General features: G+C 60.5%; 15 protein-coding genes. 6 read left to right on the top strand and 9 right to left on the bottom strand.

What is annotated here, in order from left to right:
* Positions 1–49: 49 nt before the first annotated feature.
* Entirely contained in the window at positions 50–850 is an 801-nt protein-coding gene (gene dapF / locus H8B14_RS02585) for a diaminopimelate epimerase (protein WP_187314056.1), read from the bottom strand.
* A gap of 264 nt (positions 851–1114) precedes the next feature.
* On the opposite strand from dapF, the gene H8B14_RS02590 reads away from it, so the two are divergent.
* The 4 genes from H8B14_RS02590 to H8B14_RS21270 all read left to right on the top strand — a co-directional run bounded on the left by H8B14_RS02590 (position 1115) and on the right by H8B14_RS21270 (position 5282).
* A complete protein-coding gene (locus tag H8B14_RS02590; RefSeq protein WP_187314057.1) occupies positions 1115–1999 on the top strand; it encodes a class I SAM-dependent methyltransferase in 885 nt (294 codons plus the stop codon).
* Positions 2000–2189: 190 nt separating this feature from the next.
* Positions 2190–3146 carry a Ppx/GppA phosphatase family protein gene (locus tag H8B14_RS02595; RefSeq protein WP_315984796.1) on the top strand — a complete coding sequence of 319 codons (957 nt, stop codon included), beginning with the start codon at positions 2190–2192 and terminating at the stop codon, positions 3144–3146.
* Positions 3147–3298: 152 nt separating this feature from the next.
* A complete protein-coding gene (locus H8B14_RS02600; RefSeq protein WP_187314058.1) occupies positions 3299–4366 on the top strand; it encodes an Ldh family oxidoreductase in 1068 nt (355 codons plus the stop codon).
* A 568-nt stretch (positions 4367–4934) separates the two neighbouring features.
* Entirely contained in the window at positions 4935–5282 is a 348-nt protein-coding gene (locus tag H8B14_RS21270; RefSeq protein WP_187314059.1) for a T9SS type A sorting domain-containing protein, read from the top strand.
* 92 nt (positions 5283–5374) lie between these two features.
* Here H8B14_RS21270 and H8B14_RS02610 read toward each other — a convergent pair whose 3' ends face one another.
* On the bottom strand, positions 5375–6115 hold the full coding sequence (locus tag H8B14_RS02610; RefSeq protein WP_261989851.1) for a murein L,D-transpeptidase catalytic domain family protein: 741 nt from the start codon (positions 6113–6115) through the stop codon (positions 5375–5377).
* Positions 6116–6539: 424 nt separating this feature from the next.
* Between H8B14_RS02610 and H8B14_RS02615 the strand changes: the two genes are divergently transcribed.
* Positions 6540–8906, top strand: coding sequence for an alpha-amylase family glycosyl hydrolase (locus H8B14_RS02615; protein WP_187314060.1), 2367 nt, complete (start codon positions 6540–6542; stop codon positions 8904–8906).
* A gap of 54 nt (positions 8907–8960) precedes the next feature.
* Here H8B14_RS02615 and H8B14_RS02620 read toward each other — a convergent pair whose 3' ends face one another.
* The 7 genes from H8B14_RS02620 to H8B14_RS02650 all read right to left on the bottom strand — a co-directional run bounded on the left by H8B14_RS02620 (position 8961) and on the right by H8B14_RS02650 (position 18142).
* A complete protein-coding gene (locus H8B14_RS02620) occupies positions 8961–9677 on the bottom strand; it encodes a hypothetical protein (RefSeq protein WP_187314061.1) in 717 nt (238 codons plus the stop codon).
* Positions 9678–9696: 19 nt separating this feature from the next.
* On the bottom strand, positions 9697–10518 hold the full coding sequence (locus H8B14_RS02625) for a murein L,D-transpeptidase catalytic domain family protein (protein ID WP_187314062.1): 822 nt from the start codon (positions 10516–10518) through the stop codon (positions 9697–9699).
* Positions 10519–10823: 305 nt separating this feature from the next.
* The gene (locus H8B14_RS02630; RefSeq protein WP_187314063.1) at positions 10824–13127 is read right to left on the bottom strand and encodes a TonB-dependent receptor; all 2304 of its coding nucleotides are present in this window, start codon (positions 13125–13127) and stop codon (positions 10824–10826) included.
* Positions 13128–13258: 131 nt separating this feature from the next.
* Positions 13259–13645: a hypothetical protein gene (locus tag H8B14_RS02635; RefSeq protein ID WP_187314064.1), complete on the bottom strand. Its 387-nt coding sequence runs from the start codon at positions 13643–13645 to the stop codon at positions 13259–13261.
* A 130-nt stretch (positions 13646–13775) separates the two neighbouring features.
* Complete coding sequence (locus tag H8B14_RS02640; RefSeq protein ID WP_261989852.1) at positions 13776–14441, bottom strand: HupE/UreJ family protein; 666 nt, start codon at positions 14439–14441, stop codon at positions 13776–13778.
* A 101-nt stretch (positions 14442–14542) separates the two neighbouring features.
* Positions 14543–15868, bottom strand: coding sequence for a tetratricopeptide repeat protein (locus H8B14_RS21275; RefSeq protein WP_187314065.1), 1326 nt, complete (start codon positions 15866–15868; stop codon positions 14543–14545).
* Between the two features lie 204 nt (positions 15869–16072).
* Complete coding sequence (locus tag H8B14_RS02650; RefSeq protein WP_187314066.1) at positions 16073–18142, bottom strand: DUF4331 family protein; 2070 nt, start codon at positions 18140–18142, stop codon at positions 16073–16075.
* Positions 18143–18570: 428 nt separating this feature from the next.
* On the opposite strand from H8B14_RS02650, the gene hscA reads away from it, so the two are divergent.
* On the top strand, positions 18571–20430 hold the full coding sequence (gene hscA, locus H8B14_RS02655) for a Fe-S protein assembly chaperone HscA (RefSeq protein ID WP_187314067.1): 1860 nt from the start codon (positions 18571–18573) through the stop codon (positions 20428–20430).
* Positions 20431–20518 lie beyond the last annotated feature (88 nt).

The raw sequence follows: 20518 nt of genomic DNA on the forward strand, positions 1-20518 counted from the left end.
GTTGACTATGGCAATGCGCTTGTGGATCAGCACACCAACACATTAGAAATCAGCACAGCATAGAGCCTTCAAATACCCGCGTGGCGGGGCCAATGAGGTAGACGTGCCGGAAGGAGCCGTCGGGTTGGGTCTGGAAGGTTACGCGCAGGTCGCCGCCGGGGGTGCGCAGGTGCACAGGACTGGTAGCGCCATGCTGTGAGGCGGCCAGCGCTACGGCCGTAACGCCGGTGCCGCAGCTCAGAGTTTCATTTTCTACGCCCCGCTCGTAGGTGCGTACCTGCCAGGGCTGGCCGGGCACGGTGGGCGCCTCCACGAAGTTGATGTTGGTGCCTTTCTCGCGGAACAGCTCGCCATAGCGGATGGCGCGGCCTTCGGCAAACACGTTCAACTCGGCCAGGGTACTGGCGGGCTCAAAGCGCACCACATGGGGCGAGCCGGTATCCAGAAACACGCCTACACCTTCCAACTGCTGCTGCCCGGCCACGTCCTGCATGCGCAAGTGCACGGTGCCGTCGGCTTCGATGCGGGCCTCGTGGGGGCCGTCGGCGGCCAGGAAGCGGGTGTCGGTTTCGATGACGCCCAGCTGCCGGGCAAAGGCCACGGTGCAGCGTCCGCCGTTGCCGCACATTGAGCCCAGGTAGCCGTCGGCGTTGAAATACACCATCTCGAAATCGTACTCCGGGTGGTTGCGCAGCAGAATCAGGCCATCGGCTCCGATGCCGCGGCGCCGGTCGCAGAGGTGGCGCACCAGCGCGTGGTCGGCGGCATCGAAGGTTTCGGCGCGGTCGTCCAGCATCACGAAGTCGTTGCCGGTGCCCTGGTATTTGTGGAAGTGCAGCGTGGTGCTCATAGGGCAAAGGTACGAAGGGGGTAATGAGGTGATGAGGTGATGAGGTGATGAGGTGATGAGGTGACAGGTGACAGGTGACAGGTGACAGGTGACAGGTAAAGCAAGAACGTCATTCCGAGCCTGCGAGGAATCTCGCTAGGGTGAAAATCAAGAGAAACCAACGTCAGCACGCGAGATTCCTCGGCTCCGCTCGGAATGACGTTCTTCCTTTACCTGTCACTTGTCACCTCATCACCTCATCACCCCCTTCGTACCTTTGCCGGCATGTACACTTTCCTGACCACGAGCCCCTGGGCCGACTACGAGCTGATTGACGCCGGCAACTTCGAGAAACTGGAGCGTTTTGGCCAGCACATTCTCTCCCGGCCCGAGCCCCAGGCTATCTGGGACCCGCACCTACCAGCCTCGGAATGGCAGCGCGCCAACGCCACGTTTACCCGCGAAAAGGGCAGCCAGGAGCGTGGGCAGTGGAAAATCAAGCCCGGCACGCCCGAGCAGTGGCTGATTGGCTATGAGCGGCCCGACGGCCTGAAGCTGCGGTTTCGACTGGGCATGTCGTCGTTTAAGCACGTGGGGCTGTTTCCGGAGCAGGACCCCAACTGGCAGTTCATTTACCAGCAGACCCGCCAGCGCAAAGCGGCCGTGCCGCGCGTGCTCAACCTGTTTGCCTACACCGGGGCCGCTACGCTGGCCGCCCGCGCTGCCGGCGCCGACGTCACGCACCTCGATTCGGTGAAGCAGGTGAACTTCTGGGCCCGCGACAACATGGAAGCCAGCAGCCTCGATGGCGTGCGCTGGCTGGTGGAGGATGCCATGAAATACGTGCGGCGCGAAGTGAAGCGTGGCAGCAAATACCAGGGCCTCATTCTCGACCCGCCCGCTTACGGCCGTGGCCCCAACGGCGAAAAGTGGCAGCTGGAAGACGAGCTCAACGAAATGCTCAAGCTCTGCAAGGAGCTGCTCGACCCGCAGGACCACTTTTTCCTCGTGAACCTTTACTCACTGGGTTTCTCGGCCCTGATTCTCGACAATCTGGTAGGTGAAATCTTCCCGGACATGCGCGACAAGCGGGAAATTGGGGAAATCTACCTGCATGATGCCGCAGCCCGCAAGCTGCCACTGGGCACGTTCTGCCGCTTCGCCACCTAGGTGGCCTAGGATACCACAGTCAGAACCAGCATGCCATTCCGAGCGGAGCCTAGGAATCTCGCTAGGGTGAAAATCCAGAGAAACCAACGTCAGCACGCCCGCGTCTGAGCCAGCTTGGGTCGGCAACTGGCCCTTAGCACTGCTATACCCTCCATTACTTCCTCCCTATTCACCTCATCACCCCAAGTCCGTGTCACATCCTCCTTCTCTGCATCGCCGGCTGGCCCTCATCGACATGGGCACCAATACGTTCCATCTGCTGATTGTGGAACTGCCAGAAGCGCGACACGCGCAGCCTGTTACGCTGCTGCGCACCAAGGTAGGCGTGCGGCTGGGTGAGGGCGGCATCAGCAAGGGCCAGATTGCACCCGAGCCGTATGCACGGGCGCTGCACACGCTGGCCGGCTTCAAAGAGGAAATGGAGCTACACCAAGTGACGGATGTGCGCGCCACGGCCACCAGCGCCATGCGCGTGACCAGCAACGGACCTGAGCTGGTAAAGGACATTTTTGCCCAAACCGGCATTCAGGTAGAAGTTATTGCCGGCGACCGGGAGGCCGAGCTGATCTGCGCTGGCGTGCGCAAGGCCGTGCCCCTAGGCCCCGACAAGCACCTGATTATGGATATCGGCGGCGGCTCCGTAGAGTTTATTATTGCCGATGAAGGCCAGATTTTCTGGAAGCAGAGCTTTGAAATCGGGGCTCAGCGCCTGCTCGACAAGTTCTTCCCAGACCCCAGCGGCGTGTTTCCACCCGCAGCCATAGCCGCCGAAAAGGCGTATTTCCAGCAGGTGCTGGCGCCGCTGGCCACCGCCGTAGCTGAATTTCGGCCAGTAGGCCTGGTAGGCGCGTCCGGTTCGTTCGACAGCCTAGCCGACATGCACCTGGGGCACCTGCGCGCTGAAGCCGACCTCCCCCCGTCCACGGACCTGCCGCTGGAGAGCTTCCGCCGTAGCCAGCAGCAGCTACTGAGCTTGCCCCACGAGCAGCGCAAGGCCCTGCCCGGCATCCTGCCCATGCGCGCCGACATGCTAGTAGTGGCCGTGGTGCTCATTGAGTATGTGCTGGAGCTAACTGGCATTACTAAAATCCGCACTTCAGCCTATGCTCTCAAAGAAGGGCTACTGGCTGAAATGCTGGCGTCGTAGCCTAAGTCGTTCCAGACACTCCACGTGTGCTCCAGGGCTGAGGCCCTGGGCTAGTGAGGCTGGAGTCCAGGTTCCTTTCTCTACTTAGCGCTTATCTGCTCCATTCCGTAGCCCAAGGCTTCAGCCCTGGGACCACACGCACCGCTTACTAAATGACCACTACTCTCTCCTACAACCAGCTGTTTGCCTTCGCCGAAGCTGTTTTCAGTGGCATGGGCTGCCCCGATGCCGACGCCACGCTAGCCACCGAAACCCTGCTTTCGGCCGATTTGCGCGGTGTAGACTCGCACGGCGTGGCGCGGCTGATTGGCTATGTGCGCCTCTGGGAAGCCGGCCGCATCAATACCACGCCCCGCATCGGCGTGACGTACGAAACGCCCAGCACCGCCGTGGTGGACGGCGACGGAGGCCTAGGACTGGTGGTGGGGCCGCGGGCTATGCAGGTGGCCCTGGATAAAGCCCGGCTGGTGGGCACTGGCTGGGTATCGGTGAAGAATTCCAACCACTTCGGCATTGCCGGCTACCACGCCATGCTGGCGCTGGCCCACGACATGATTGGGGTGGCCATGACCAATGCCTCGCCGCTGGTAGCGCCCACTTATTCGCTGGAGCGACTGCTGGGCACCAACCCCATTGCCGTGGCCGTGCCCGCCGGCGAGCAGCCCGATTTTGTGCTGGATATGGCCACCACTACGGCCGCCAACGGCAAGCTGGAAATTGCGCAGCGCAAAAGCCTGCCGATTCCGGACGGCTGGGCCCAGGACGCCACTGGCAAAGGCTCCACGGATGCCAACGCCGTGAAAAACGGCGGAGCCTTGCTACCGTTGGGCGGCGCCACCGGCTCGCACAAAGGCTATGGCTTGGGCGCGGTGGTGGATATCTTTTCGGCGGTGCTGAGCGGGGCTAATTACGGACCGTGGGTGCCGCCCTTCGTGGCGTTTCTGCAGCCGTCGGCCAATCCGGTGGGACAGGGCCTGGGCCACTTCTTCGGGGCCATGCGCGTAGATGCCTTCCGTCCTGCCGACGAGTTCAAAGCCCACATGGACAACTGGATCAGCACATTCCGCCAAGCGCAGGCCGTGGAAGGCCGCCACGTCCTCATCCCCGGCGACCCGGAGCGCAAAACGTCGGCCGTGCGGCTGCTGGAAGGCATTCCGCTGCTGGAGCCCGTCATCCGCGACCTGGAAACGGTGGGCGCTAAGTTTAGTGTGAAGCTCTAGCGGATATCAGCGAAACACTCTAAAAATCACGGAGTGTGCACAAAGAGCATCAGAGCCTAGATGCTATTTACCAACGACTTCCTATCTTGACCTCTGCCTACATCAACAGTATCACTGACTATGCGTGCTCGTGGTTCCTGCTTAGCCCTTTTGCTGCTAGCGTTGCCGGCCATGGCTTCGGCTCAAATGGTACATCCTGTTGGAGCGGCCCTGACCGCCCTCAATTGGCAGCCGGCAAGTAATACGGATTCATTGCGCGTGGATGTTGACGGCGACAACGTAACCGACATAAGTTTTCGCGAAAACAATTATCTACCTACGGGGGCCGGGCAGCCCACGCGGTTTTTCTTTACCGCAGTCCCTCTGAGCCCAGGCTCTGAGCTAGCTCTCGATTCGGTAGGGTTTGACAGTGTCCACCGGTTTCTAGCTAACGCCGAAATTGGCCGAGGGCTGCGCTGGAGCGCAGCCGGCGCTTTTCTAGCCTACACGTTGGTTGGGAACGGCGGCACTGGGGGGGCGTGGCTTCTTCCGCAACGGTACCACCGGTTACGTAGTACTACGCAAACGTGTGGCCAACTCCTGGACCTACTGGTGGTTCAACACATCAGGCAGAAGTAATGGCATCGCCAGTCGGGTGAATTTTTATGGACAGTCAGCAGGCCCATTACTTTCCGTGCCGAATCCTGACACAGCTATGGAAACAGTACATGTGTTTCCTAATCCGGCTTCCAACGGTTGGCGACTGGCTGGCAACGGCAGCTTCTGGTTGTTTGACAATCAAGGCCGGCTGTTGCAGCACGGCCCAGTGACTACCGCTACTACTATCAGCACAGTTGCCTTAGTTCCAGGCATGTATTTGCTGCAGTTCCGAACCAGCACCGGTACAATCAGCTACCAAAAGCTGATTCGGGAATAAATGCTTGCCCGCTTATTGTCGGCCAAAGAAAAGCCCCGCGAGTTTCGCGAGGCTTTTTCTTTGGCTTCAAATGAAATATGGCTCCTACACTCCTAGCTGTTGTTGCTGAGCAGCGCGTTCATGGCTACGTCTTCGTTGAGGTACTTGGAAGAATACGACTGATCGGGCCCGTTCAGAAACAGACAGGTTCCGCCATTCACAGCCTCAATGATTTCGTCTTTCTGGTCCATGGGCAATGCAGGGCACCCCAGGCTACGGCCCAAGCGGCCATATTGCTGAATGAAGTCTTCACTCACGTAGTCGGCACCGTGCATTACCACGGAGCGCATCAAGGCATTGGTATTAAAGCCTTCGTCAACGCCATTGAGCTTAAGCGAGCGGCCATGCTTGCCCTGATATTCGCCCTGGGTCACGTAGAACCCCAGGCTGCTCATGTTCGACTCGTTTTTGTTGGAGAAGTTGGTGGCTACGTTCTCACCCGAATTATGGCCGTGTGCCACCAGTGTATGGAACTTCACTTCCTTGGCAGCCAAATCCAGCACCCACAGGCGCTTTTCGGTACTAGGAAGCTCGAAATCAACCACCGTGAGTAGCTGCTTGGCATCAGACAGCTGGCCTTCGTGCTGCAGGTTAAGGTAGCCGGTAATAGCTTTTTCAAACACTGCATAGCGCAAGCCCTGGCTTTCTACATTCAGGTCGCGGTAAAGTTCGTGCAGGCGCTGGTTGAAGAACGCAGACTGCAGGCTTTTCGCCGAAGGCAGCTTAGCTTCCACACTTGCCGCTTTCACTTTGTTGCCGTTGCCCACCACCGGGGCCGCCAACGGCGTTGCCATAAACAGCGCAGCTACAAAGGGCAATACACGACGCGCCATGCGGCGTGCCCGGCGCTTAAGCCGCTGACGACGAACTACACTCTGATTTTCCATCGACATACTTCGGTTTCAGTTGTAAAAAAGATGCCCTTTGTTTGCAAAAGACATCTTGGAAAGCCTATACGCAAATAGTCCGCAGCCGGATGATGACTGCTGTAGCTGCGGTAATGGAACTCATACAACATAGCGCTAGCCATATTGATTCCATAACAACCCCGGCATAGCAAACGCTGGAAGTAAACCGGGAGGTATCAGTAAAATTTTGGCCAATGCTTCATAACGGAATTTTCTTATTTATATTGTAGCCTGGCATTTCATAAAGTGCCTGCAAAAGCGAATTTTCGCCGCTTCCGACCCGCTTCACCAACCAATTCCCCAAACCCATATGCTCAATTGTACAAATGCCTGGTGGCGCAAGCTCACCCTGGCGGCCACTGCCCTGTTAGTGCTGGGCGGTCAGCCGGCCAAAGCCCAAAAAGTAGTTCTGCAAGGCTACTGGTGGGACTACTGGAACACCAATTACCCCAACGGCTGGGCGAACTATGTAGCCCTGCTGGCCCCACGCCTGAAAGCCATGGGCATTGATGCTGTCTGGCTGCCGCCGACCATCAAAAACGGCAACCAGGGCAACGGCTACTCGCCCTTCGACAACTACGATCTGGGCGACAAGTACCAGAAAGGTTTCACGGCCACCCGCATGGGCAACAAGGATGAGCTGCTGCGCGCCGTGGCCGTGCTGCACGCCAACGGCATTGAGGTAGTGCAGGACATCGTGCTCAACCACAACGACGGGGCCGGCTCCCAGACCGGCGGCGGCGGCCAGGATCCAGCGGCCTGGGAAGATGGCTCGACCAGCAAGTACAAGAACTTCCGGTATGTGAGCTACAGCAAGCCCGCTACCGACGAAACGGCCGCCAACTACTTGGCCCGCAACGGCCGCTTCCCGAAAAACTGGCAGAATTTCAACCCCAACCCCGGAAACAACTCCACCTCCGGCGACCAGAATCAGATTCTGTTCGGGCCCGACATTAGCTACTACAACGGCTCGTACGGGCAGAGCTCCAACGCCACCTTCAACCCAACTCAGAGCGCCGACTACATGCGCAACAACCAGCGCAACTGGCTGGTGTGGTACAAAAAGCAGGAAGGCTTCGATGGCGTGCGCCTGGACGCCGTGAAGCACTTCCCGGAGTTTGCCATGGAGGACTTCCTCTACAACATGCAAAGCAACGCCGGCTGGGCTAACGGCGGCGCCACCATGTACGCCGTGGGCGAATGGGTGGGCGGCAGCAGCCAGATGGACAGCTGGGTGGCAAGCGTACAGAACCGCGCCGGCACCTTCGACTTCTCCTTGCGCAACGCGCTGTACAGCATCGTGAGCGGGGGCGGCAACTTTGATATTGGCTCGTTGCCTGGCTACCAGCAGGGCACGCGTGTGGTGAGCATCAACGGCACGTTTGTGCACCGCACCGTACCGTTCGTGAACAACCACGACACGTTCCGGCCCCAGGTGAGCAGCACCGGCAACTATACTGGCTGGAACACCGGCTCGGAGCTAGCCCCGCATATTGATCCGTTCGACCCGCGGTTGTCGGCCGCGTATGCCGCCGCCCTGGCCGTGGATGGCTCGCCGCAGATTTTCTTTGAGGACCTGTTCAATATCGGCAATACGGGCAAGCGCTACTCGCACCAGCCCACCAGCACCGTCGATTTGCCCCAGCGCTCTGATATCGAGAACCTGATCTGGTGCCACCAGAACCTGCGCTTCAAGGATGGCGCCTACAAAGTGCGCTGGCAGGCCCAGGACCACCTGGTAATTGAGCGCAGCACCAAGGCCATCATCGGCATCAACGACAACTTCTCGACCTGGCAGAACAGCACGGTTTCGTGTGATTTCGCGCCCGGCACCGTGCTCAAGGACTACTCCGGCGCCAACGGCACGGCCACCGTCACGGTGAGCGGCTCGCAGACGGTGAGCATCAACACGCCGCCCTGCAACGGCACGGCCACCGGCGGCCGCCGCGGCTACTCGGTGTGGGCTCCTACCGGTATCAACACCAACTATGTCCGCGCCGCCATGGCCACCACCCAGGAGTGGGAGCTGGCCGATGACCTCGGCGACTCGCACGCCTCATCGTTGAAGCAGGGTGGGCAGCTGCCAGCTTCGTCCACGGCCTACCGTACGGCCGGCCGCATTTATGTAGAGTCGGGCAAAGCTGTTACCTACAACCTGTTTCCGACTGATGCTGCCCGCAGCCTTACGGTGGAACTGGTGAGCGGCACGAGCACTATTGTCAGCAGCCGGACCGGCACCGGCAACCTGACGGGCACCTACACGCCCACCGCCACTGGCTGGCTGACGCTGCGCGCTAAAAACGCCTCTACGGCCAATCCGGCCCAACGCGCCTTCATCAAGGCCACCTACACTGCCCCGGCTGTGCTCACCAGCACCGCCCTGCGCGAAACCGACGTGCTGAGCAACAAGCAAGCCGTGGTATCGGGCGCCGACCTCACGGTGTACCCGAACCCCACCGCTGCCAACCGCATCGACGTGGTGCTGCAGTCGCCGACGGACGTGACGGCCACGCTGCGCCTCACGGACCTCATGGGCCGCCTTGTGCACGAGCAGAAAGTGCGCCTCTACCCTGGCTCTACTGAGCAGCGCCTCCGCATTGAGCGGACACTGCCAGCGGGTGTGTACCAGCTGAGCGTACCGGAACTAGGCCTGAGCCGCAAAGTAGCGGTGCAGTAAAAACTGGTTTTCCGATCAACAAAAAGGGCCTCCGGATTTTCCGGAGGCCCTTTTTTATGGAAATAAGGCAATGCGTGCCAGAGCATATCGATACAGGCTTTCGTCAATCAATGCGCGTTGACTTTGGTACACTACTTCATATTGCTGTATTTCCGGGTCTTCTGGCGCGTAGCCTTTTTGCCGAAAAGCTTCCTGATAACTCGTGGTCAGTTTTATTTTCTGACTGCGTTGGCTTGCCGCACATAAATTGGCTGCTACTGCTGGCAGCTTCAACTCTTGCTCAAAAACCTCAATAACGGCTTCTATTTCAAATGACAGCGCGGCAGAAAAATCTTCCCATTCTTCATACATTATCCACTCCTGGACAAGTAACAACGCGTATTGAGGTTTATTTAGAATAGCTAATTCTGCTGCTGTCAACCAATATTTTCGCTGAAGCTGAGTTGCCTGCTCTACTACAAGTGCTAACTTACTTAAGGCTTGAGCAGGCCATTTGTATTTACGAAAAACACGTTCTGATACAGAATATTGGCTGTTCTCTATCTGTACTAAGGTTTGACGAATATCGAAGCAATTAGCCTTAAGGCATTGCTGACAAAAACTGGCATCAGCGCCTGTCTTTGCAAGAATAAGGACGAGTTTTTCAGCTTTGAATTGCGCAACAGCAGCTACTATATCACCATTGGTTTCTGCCAGTAACCTCAGCCCCTCCTCCGCCCCAACAGGTATCTGCTTCCTTAAAGCCGATAAAGCTGCTATTCTCTCTGTCATATCCTTACTGAGTTCTTTTCTACTGCCATCCCCGCGCCGCCAGCTGGCGGGCGGCGGCAGCGCCATCCAGCCACTTCGATTCCAGCCCGGGACCAGCCAGCAGCAGGCAGGAACCTTCGGGCAGGCTGTTGATGATGGCACGATATTGATCCGGAGGCAGGGCGGGGCAGCCGCGGCTGTAGCCGGCCTGGCCGTGGCGCTGCAGATGCTGGCGGCTCACGTAATCGGCGGCGTGCAGCACCACGTAGCGGCGCAGGGCATTATCGTTCTGGCCTTTGTCGAGGCCACGCAGGCGGCGCGAGAGGCCGTGGCTGCCGCCGTAGGTGTCCTGGGTGCGGTAGAAGCCCAGCGCCGTACACGCCGACTTGATAGTGTTGGAAAAGCGCCGGGCGCGCAGCTTGCCGGAGCCCCGGCCGTGCGCCACGTGGCTGCGGTGCAGTATTAGGCCCTTACGCAAATCCAGCACCCACAGGCGCTTTTCCGAAGACGGCAAATCCATGTCGGCCACGGCCAGCACGCCACCCTGCTGAATGCGGCCCTCGTGGCGCAGCGCAAGGTAGCCGACGCAGGCGCGCTCCAGCACCTCGGGCCGCAGCCTGGCGGCCTCGGGGCCAAGCTGCGCGTGCAGCTTCCGCACCGCTTGGCGCACAGAATCGGGTAGGTTGCTGAGTGCCGCCACGGGCGTAAGGGCGAGCGAGTCGGGCAGCGGCGCGGCGGCACCTGCCGTGGCAGTGTCAGCGGCGGTTGCCACAAAGGCGGTTGGCGCACCGCTTTCGGTGGCCGAGGCCTGGCAGCCGGACAAGCTCAGCAGCAGCCCCAAGGCAGCTACTATAACATTCATTGATCGTTCTGCAGCACCGGCCTTCGTGGTCATGCAGCAAGGTAGTGCGGGAGACGGAGAATAGCCAGTGCAGCAAGCATTGCGGCTATTTGCCACGTATTGATATCTGCCTGTTAGCCCACTACAGGCCAGCCAAAGAGTGGCCGTTCAGCGGCCAGAACCGCGCTGCACTACGCTGTCGTAGCAACGCCAGCACACGCTAAGACGCGAAGTGTCGCGTCTCTACAGGCTCAGTTCGGCCAAACAATATTAGCTGGTGGCAGCCGGCCCGACGCCTTTCAACAGCCGCCGGACCGGGACGAGCCTTAGAACAGCACGCTCACGCTGCCTTTCACGAAAAACGGCGTGCCAGGCGTGTAGTGCAGCTCTGACACGCCTTCGGCCGGCTCGCCGGGCAGGCGGCTCAGCGTATCAAATTGGGCCTGGTTCCACTCCACGTTCAGCAGGTTTTCGGCAGTAGCCCCTAGCACGAAGCGGCCCACGGCGTAGCTGGCTACGGCATCGAGCAGGAAATAGCCTTGGGCCCGCACCGTATTGGCCTCATTGGCAGGGCGAGTGTTGAGGTGGCGGTAGCGCACACTGGCACTCAGGCCGCGCGGCTGCTTGAGTGTGAGTCCGCCTACCGTGGTGAAGCTGGGCGCCAGCGGAATATAGTTCTCCCCGTCCGGCGCGCCCACCAGCCGGCCACGGGCGTAATTCAGGTCTACATCAGCAAACAACACGCGGCTGAGCTGGTAGCGCAGCGCCACGTCGGCACCGAAACGGCGGGTGCGGCCGGCGCTTTCCGTAAAGCCGCCGTCGCCGACGTACACCAGCTCATCCTGCAGATGCAACGCCCAGAAGGCGGCATTCACCACCAGCGCCGACACTGGCTTGAACGTGCTGCCCAACTCGTAGCCAATGGCCCGCGGCAGCGCCGGCAACGAGTCGGTGCGGTTCACGACTACGGCGCGGGCATCATTGGAATGAAAACCCAGACCGGAGCGCGCGAACAGCTGCATATTCGGCATGAGGTCGTAGTACAGGTTCAGCTTGGGGCTGATGCGCGCCTTGGTCGCCCGGCCTGATTCCTCAGCTTCCTGCTCGCCCTGAAACCGGAACACAAAGTAGTCGGCGCGCAGAGCGGCATTGAGCGTGAGCTGGTCGGTGAGCGTGAGCGTTTCGTCGAGGTAGGCGTTCAGGTTCTGCTCGAAAACCCGGCCGCTCACGATGGTGCCCGTCACTTGCCGCTTCACCGAGTTGCGCAGCGCCAGATCCACATCATCAAGGCGGGTGCCCAGACCGAACGTGGAGCGCAGGCTGCGGCGGCCAAGCTGGCCGGCGCGCTCGTAAGTGCCTGTGTAGCCGTAGATGTTGCGGCCGTCGGTTTGCCGGATCTGGTCGCCCTGGGCGGGGTTGTCGAGGAAGAAGGTGAAGTTGGAGTACAGGTTGAAATCGTAGCGCGAATAGTAAACCTGCTGGCGCAACACGGCGTTGTGGGGCAAGGCGGTGGTGAGCACGGCCGTGGCGTTGGTGCGGCTGGTGCTGCCGCCCTCGGTGTTGTCGATGGCGCCGAAGCGCGAAATCCGGCCGTCGCGGATGGCCCGCTCGGGCACCTGCCCCGAAGCATCCCACCGCGAGGTGAAGTGTGAGCCCAGCAGCATCAGCGACGTGCGGTCAGACAACACCCCGGTGTATTTGCCCAGCCCGTTGAATCGCCGGAAGTCCTGCGGGCTGTCGAAGTAGGCATTGGTGAAGGTGTACTCGCTGGCCAGGTAGGCGCTTTCGGTCTGGCTGGAAAGCAGGTGCTTGCCGGCGGGCAGCAGATTCAGCAGCGCCACCGCCCGACGCGTATCAAACCGCCCGATTTCCACCTTGGCCAGGCTGCTTTCCAGGGTGGTCTTGGTGCTGAACTCGCCGGCGCCGGCCGTGGCAAAATCTCCGAACCGCGCCGTGTAGGGCCCTTTATAAACGCGCAGCGCATCTACGGTTTCCGGAATCACGAAGTGCATATCGGCATAGCCCTGGCCGTGGGCGTGGCTCACCATGTTCACCGGCAGCCCATCAATGCTCACGTTGAAATCGGTGCCGTGGTCGACATCGAAGCCTCGGATGAATATCTGCTCGGCCTTGCCGCCGCCTGCGTGCTGGGCAATGACCAAACCCGGCACCAGCGGCAGCAGGTCCTGCGCTGAGTTCACGGGCCGCAGCAGCTGGTCGATGCGGGTGATGGGGGCCAAACTCTGGTTGGGGTCGCGGGGCTGGGCCACGGTTACTTCGCGCAGGCTCAGGGCCACGGCGGGCAGCGCCAGCGCGAGGCTCCGGGTTTCGCCGGCGGCCAGCGTGAGTTGCTGGCGGTGGGTACCATAGCCGAGGCCGGTGGCCTGGAGCGTGTAGGTGCCGGCCGCCAATCCGCCCAGACGGAAGTGACCCAAATCATCGGTGGCCGTGCCGGTAGTGCCGGCCGGGCCGGTTAGCTGCAAGCCAGTGCCCGGCAGCGGCTGCCCGGAAACGGAATCGGCGATGGTGCCGCGCAATGTGGCCAAGGCGCCGCTTTGGGCGTGCGCCGCACTGCTCAAAACCAGCAGCGCCAGCCCAAGCAGGTAAATTCGTAGAAAAAGAAGGTGCATACTACCGCAGCCATGACGGAGCCTCTACCGCGCAGGAAGCGAGCAGAAGATGCGTCGGATGATAAGAAGTTGACTAAATCCGGCTTAGCAGGCAAACCGAAAATCGGGCACAATAAGGCCCGAAGCACTTCTTATCCGTGGCGCGGAGGGGCGTAGAGTTGCTGCCCGAAGCCAGCCGGTGCGGCCGGACGCAGGCGCGGAACCTGTGGCTTAGCAACATAGAAAAACGCCCGCACCGGAGACGGGTCGGCGGTGGTGAGGCAATGCACGTCCAGCCCTTTGAGGGTGCTCAGGAAATGCAGCGGGGTTTCCGAAGCGCCGGGTTTGCGCGTGGCGTACTGCTCGCCGTTGCAATGGTCGAAGCAGTCGATTTGCAGGTAGTGCTTTTGCTGGCAGTCGGCGCTGTGCACATAGGCGGTAGCGCGCTGCGGTACGGGCTCCGGCCGGCCCACAAGGCCCGCGCCAACTACCAGCAGGTAGTTGAGTTGCAGCAGCCAGATGAGGGCAGTACGGAGCATAGAGTTTCAGCATTAGCGGTTTGGCAGCTCTAACTGGTCTGTCATTCCGAGTGGAGCAAGAAATCTGGATTGTCTTGGTGGCTTTACTCAGATTCCTCCCTGCGGTCGGAATGCCAGTTTTTCAGGCAAATCAGGCAAAAAACACTCTTTCTACGGTCCAATAAGCGGCAATGAGGCCGATGACCACGGAAGCCGGCACTACTACGCGGCGCTTGTACCAAGGCTTCTGCCCAACCCAGTAGCCCACCAGTCCCCAGGCCAGCAGAATTACGGCTACTTGCCCCAGCTCCACGCCTACATTGAAGGCTAGCAACGACTCCAGAAACAGGCGCCGCGGCAGCCCCAGGCCGGTCAGCACGCTGGCGAAGCCCATGCCGTGCACCAGCCCGAAGCCAAATACCACCACCACCCGCCACGGATTCAGCTTGCTAACGAGGATGTTTTCCAGCGCCACAAACAGAATCGACAGCGCAATAATGGGTTCAATAATATCCGCAGGCGGCGAAATCAACCCATACATAGCCAGCCCCAGCGTGATGGAGTGCGCCACCGTGAAGGCCGTAGCCTGCACCAGCACCGACTTCAGGCGCGGCTCCAGCAGCGCAATGCTCAGCACAAACAGAATATGGTCGAGGCCCAGCGGGAGGATATGCTCGAAGCCCAGCTGCAGGTAGATCCAAACGGCTTCGGCCTGGCTTAGCTTGCTGACATCCACGCCGTCGAGGGCATGCGCACTGGCGGCGGCCGGCAGGAGCAGCAACGGCAGCAGCAGTAGGCGGATAGATTTTGGTGTCATCAGCGCAAATCAGGTATAACACGGACTTAAGTCCGTAGCCCGCCGGAGCAGGGCAGTTGGAGCAGCTAGGGTGGGCTACGGACTTAAGTCCGTGCCACGGGCTACAAGCCGGCCAGCAGTTGCTTGCCTTCCTCGGCCAGTTCCATGCTCAGGTACGGGTTGATGGTCAGGGCCTGCCGGATCAGAGCCTGACCCTCGGCGGCGCGGCCGGTTTTGGTAGCAATCAGCCCGGCGCGGCAAAGCAGCGTGGGGTTTTTAGAGTTGGTGCGGCGGGCCTGCGTGATGAGCTTCTGCGCCTCGGCATATTCGCCGCGCTTGTAGTGCACCCAGGCCAGCGTTTCCTGCACATCGATGTTGTCGGGGCGGCGCTCGTATTCCAGCTTGGCGTGCTCGAGGGCCTTATCCAGCTCGTTGGTTTTGAGGTAGGCGTAGGCTAGTTCCCGGTCGGCGTAGTGGCCCATCTGTTCGTTTTCGTCGGCCTCCTTGGCGTCGTTGGCCAGCATACTGATGGCTTCGCGGGCCATGGCGTTGGCTTTGGCCGGCTCGTGGTTGAGGCGGTAGATATCAGTCAGCTCATCGGCAAAAGCATAGTCCTTCACCGTAGCCCGAGCTTTCTGAAAGTGCGCAATGGCCGCCGGATACTCGTGGCGGGCTTTGGCCACGCGGCCGAGGCCGGCCAGCGCGTAGGCATAGCCGGGCCGGGCCGCCAGCGCCGTTTGGTACTGCTGCTCGGCGCGGGCCAGGTCGCCGGTGGTTTCGTAGAGGTGGCCCAGCGTGATGCGCGACCATTCCGTTTGCTCCAGGCCGCTTACGCCGGCTTTCGTGGCCATGTCCATCGCCTCAATAGCACCGGGCACGTCGCCGTGGATTTCGCGCAGATACGACACCCGGGCGTAGGCGCGCAGGTCGGGGCGCACAGTGTTCATTTTATCGGCCATGCGCACGGCTTCGGGGTAGCGGCCCAGCTCCACATTGGCGTCGCAGAGCAGCCCGTATACAAAGGCGTTGTTGGGGTTGATTTGCACGGCCTGTTCGGCCAGGGCCAAGCCTTCGGTGAAGTGATGCTGGGTGAGACTAAGCGAGGCTTTGCAGCACAGCGCCTCAAAGTTGTCGGGCTCCCGGCGTAGAATCTCATCGAGCAGCTTCACGGCCGCCATATCATAGTACGGATGGTCGCCGGTCACGCGGCCTTCCTGCATATAGGCCTGGGCCAGCAGCAGCTGGGCTTTGGTGTCGTCGGGCTGCTCGCGCAGGCGGGCCAGCAGGCCACCCACAGCTTGCTGGGTGTTCACCCACTCGCCCCCCAGGGCCAGGTCGCCGTGGCGAGGCTTGAGGGTTGGAACGGGCTCGGGCTTGCGGAAGAAAACCAGCGCCGCCACGGCTGCCACAAAGCTGAGCAGTAAAATCGGGTAAAGATATTTTCGCACAGAAGTGGGAGTTGAGAGTTCGATACGAAAGACAGGACGCTTCCGCGGCACGCTACCGGCATTTGCAGCACCGGAAGCTACAGATTACCGCCCAAAAGATAGCCGGACACACCCGGGTCCGGCTATCAATCCATTCAACTGTTGGATACCACGCCCGACAGGAGGCTAAACGCGGCATCTGGGTGGTTTAGGAGGCAGTTTGGGCTAGCGCTGATGCGCAATCCGGATGGTTTGCAGCACCGTTGAGCCATTCGAAAGCGTGGCTACATAGATGCCGGCCGCCGTGCCGGATGGCATGCGCCACTCGTACTCGTAGGCACCAGGCTTATGGGCTTTGCCCTTCATCGGCGTGGAAATTACGCGGCCGTTCAGGTCAGTGATGCGCAGCGTCAGGTCCGACTTCATGCCCACTTCGTAGCGGAATGTCGTCTGGTCTACCACTGGGTTCGGGAAAGCCACGAAGTTGTCCACGGTGTTTGGCTGCAAACCCAGGCCGCCAGTGGCGTTGCGCTGCGACAAAGCTACGCGTTGTGCTTTGGTACCGCTCCAGGGAGTTTGGGCGTAAGGGAAACCGGCTTTAAACGTGGTGTCGTTGGCTTCGATACCAGTACGGAACCCAACTACACTCAGCAACTGCGGGGTCAGCGGGCTGGTAGCGGTGGCCGTGTAGTCGTCATAAAACAAACCGATGGCGGCCAGCACGGCACCGCCCACTGCCTGCAGTTCAATACGGGTCACGTCATCTTCCAAACGACGACCGTTCGGGAAGCCGTCCATGTTCGGAATGGGCTGCAGCGTAGCGCTGGTATTATAGCGCGGGTCCGTGAGGCCCAATACGGCGGCCTGCAGCAAGCCTTCGGAGCTGAAATCAGCCGAGTTGCGGGGCGTAGCTGGCACCGCCATGTTCAGGCGCAGCATGTCGCCGAGCACAGGCAGGAAGTTGTTGATGAACGGCTTGCCGGCGGCCAATGGGTTGCGGGCGGGCTTGCCGGTAGCCAGCTGGTACGGCGGCAGGTTGGGCACACCGGTATGGAAGATCGGCAAAATATCTACGGAGCGGGGCTTGCCGGCACGCAACAGATACGGCCCGAACGTAGGATCAGCAAACACGGTACCGGCGCGCTGGGCAGGCGTCAGGCCCGATACGCCGTTGGCGCCGTTGCGGAAGTCGAAAGCCTGCAGCGAGTTGCTTTGAATGCGCAACGGGGCCAGACCCGGTACAGCAGCACCGAAGTAGGTGGTGCCGTTGGCCATGCCTTCGGCCATATACAGGCCAAGCTCAGGGTTGGAGAGGTAATCGTCGGTGGTAGCGTCCTCGGTGTACGGCGTGCGCGAGTTCCAGCGGTCCTTGCCGCCGATGGGCACAATTACTTCGTTGGTGAGCGGCATACCAATGCGCGACACCTGAATCCAGTTGCCGGAGTGCGCCTGCGTGCCATCGGCATTGAGCGTGCGCAACGCGGGGCGGCTGGCCGAAGCCCACACGCCAATCACGAAGTCCGGATCGAGGATAGTGGCCGCCTGCGCGGCCGTTTTGCCGTCTTTCTGCAGCACCGAAATCGGAATCTGCAGGGCAATGGCATGCGTGTTTTTGCGGGCCAGGCCGTCGCGGGCGCTTGCCGTGCGAATACCGCCCAAATCGAAAATACCGCCCAGGTCCGCAAAGAATGGGTCGTCGGTCGGGCCGCAGAATACTCTTACGCCATTGGCGGCGGTGCGAATAGCACCGGTCATCAGGGCTTCATACGTCGTGTTCAGGCCGGCGGCGCTGGTGATGGAGCGCGGCCCTACGTTGGTTGGGGGGACAATGCCGTTGGTTACCAGCGTGGTGGTAGCACCGCCCCGAATGGCTTCGAGGGTGTAGGTGGTTTTCAGGTTCTGCTGCCCCAGCCGGATGTTGAAAAACGTGGTGGGGTCCTGGTTGGTGCGCGCAAACGTGAAACGGTAGGTGATATCGTCGCCGGTGGTGGTGGCGCTGTTCTTCACGTGAATCTCGTAGCGCACGTTTTCGCCGAACGTATTGTAGTTGGGGCCGCCCTGTGGCAGCTCCAGCGGAATGTAGTTGGCGATAATCGTTACCGTCTCGGGCGCATCCGGGCTGCGGAAGGCGTACAGGTCGGTGTTATCGGCCAACGGGTCGTCGGCAATAAGCGGAGCCTCGCGGTGGCTGGAAGCTTCCAGCCGGGTGCCTTGCCCACTCCAGGCAACGGCTCCTACCACGGCGGTAGTGGCGGCAGCCAGCATCAGAATGGGACGCGTAATGTTTTTTGCCATGATGATAAGGGGGTTGAAATGGGTAAAAACAGGGAATTACAAGTCAACCACGGGCAGCAGGCCAATGGTGGCAAAGACACGGACAGGCAAAGCAAGCAGGGTGTGCTAAACAGCTAATAGAGCGGGAGCAGACGCACAGAATGTCTGCGGGCCTAAGGTATCTCTGCCGAAAAGAATAGAGGCCGGCAGTATTAATTTATATCTATACCTGCAAGTACGGCAAATGTTGATGCCGTGGTTTGAGAAGAACAGAATTATGTACACCCTTTATTGAACCATCTGCATCACTGCTTTGGCAGGAAGGGCTGACCGGGCCGCGGGCGGGTTTTCTTCCGTACTTTTGGGGCCATTACGTGCCAGGCTGGTTGTTCCTGCCTGCGTCGTTTTGCCTCACCGTGCGCGCCTGCTTGGCGCGCTGTCTTTTCGCTATGGCTAAAGTCGCAATCAACCTTTCCACCGGAAGCATACAGCAGGAAGAAATCATTGTCGGCATCGATTTGGGCACCACCAACTCGCTGGTAGCCTACATTCAGCCCGACACGCGCCAGCCCCGCGCCATCAACGACCAGGGCCGTGGCACCATCGTGCCGTCGGTGGTGCACTTTCCGCAGGGTGGCGAAACGCCCATTGTGGGCACCGACGCCAAGCAATACCTGCTTACCGACTCTGAAAACACCATTTATTCGGTGAAGCGCCTGCTGGGCAAGAGCTACAAAGACTTGGGCGAGCATGCCCGCGAGCTGGGCTACAAGGTCATCGATGACAACTCGGAAGGCCTAGTGAAAATCCGGGTTGCCGATAAGTTCTACTCCCCTATCGAGCTGTCGGCCGAGATTCTGCGGGAGTTGCGCGCCCGCGCTGAGCACGCCCTGAAAACGCCCGTCAACAAAGCCGTCATTACGGTGCCGGCCTACTTCAACGACTCGCAGCGCCAGGCCACCCGCGACGCCGGCCGCCTGGCGGGCCTGGAGGTGCTACGCATCGTGAACGAGCCTACAGCCGCCGCGCTGGCCTACGGCATCGGCCTGAGCCCCGACGAGGAAAAGACCGTGGCCGTATACGACCTCGGCGGCGGCACCTTCGACGTGAGCATCCTGCGCATTCAGCAGGGCATATTCGAGGTGCTGAGCACCAACGGCGACACGTACCTGGGCGGCGACGACCTGGACCGCGCCATCTACGACCATTGGGCCAGTGAGTACCAGCTTACCACGGCGCTTTTCCAGAGCGCCGAAACGCAGCAGCAGCTGCGCCTATTGGCTGAGGAAGCCAAAAAGCAACTCAGCCAGCACGACACCTTCGAAGCTGATTTCAATGGCACCAGGCTGCCGCTCAGCAAGGTAAAATTCAACGAGCTGATCGGACCGATGGTGGAGCGCACGCTGGCTAGCTGCCGCCAGGCCCTGGCCGATGCCAAGCTCACGCCCGCTGACCTCGACGCCGTGCTGCTGGTGGGCGGCTCCACGCGGGTGCCGCTGGTGTACGATTCGGTTTCCACGTTTTTCCAGCAGCCCGCCAACAACTCCCTCAACCCCGACGAGGTGGTAGCGCTGGGCGCCGCCATTCAGGCCGACATCCTGGCCGGCAACCGTCGCGACGTGCTGCTGCTCGACGTGACGCCGCTCACGCTCGGCATCGAAACGCTGGGCGGCCTGATGGACCCCATCATTCCGCGTAACTCCAAAATTCCGACTAAGGCCGGCCGCCAGTACACCACCAGCGTGGATGGGCAGGTGAACCTGAAGATTTCGGTGTATCAGGGCGAGCGAGATTTGGTGCAGGAAAACCGCAAGCTGGCCGAGTTTGATCTGCGCGGCATCCCGGCTATGCCCGCCGGTTTGCCCAAGGTGGATGTGAACTTCATCCTGAACGCCGACGGCATTCTGAAGGTGGAGGCCATTGAGCTGCGCTCCAACACGCGCCAGGCCGTGGAAATCAAGCCCCAGTACGGCCTGACGGATGAGCAGGTAGAGCAGATGCTGATGGACTCGCTCACTCACGCCCGCGAAGACGTAGCGGCCCGCATGGTGATTGAGGCCCGCACCGTGGCCGAGCAGATGCTCTACCAAGTGGAGCGCTTCGTGGAGAAAAACCAGCTCCACCTCACTGAAGACGAAATCACGCAGACTGCCGCTGCCACCCAGCGCCTGCGCGAGTCGCTGGAAACCCGCGACAAGGACACCATCCTTAAAGCCGTAGACGAGCTCGAAGCCCTCACCAGCCCCTACGCCGAGCGGGTGATGAATATCTCCATTAAGCAGGCCATGACCGGCAAGAAGATTGAGTAGTCATTCTCGCTGCTCTTGGCACATACCTTTCGCGCCAATGCGGCTGAACCTTCGCATTTCCGATTTGCAAAAATGCCCTGCCGCAAGC

It is taken from the genome of Hymenobacter puniceus (genome assembly GCF_014333525.1).
GTDB lineage: Bacteria > Bacteroidota > Bacteroidia > Cytophagales > Hymenobacteraceae > Hymenobacter.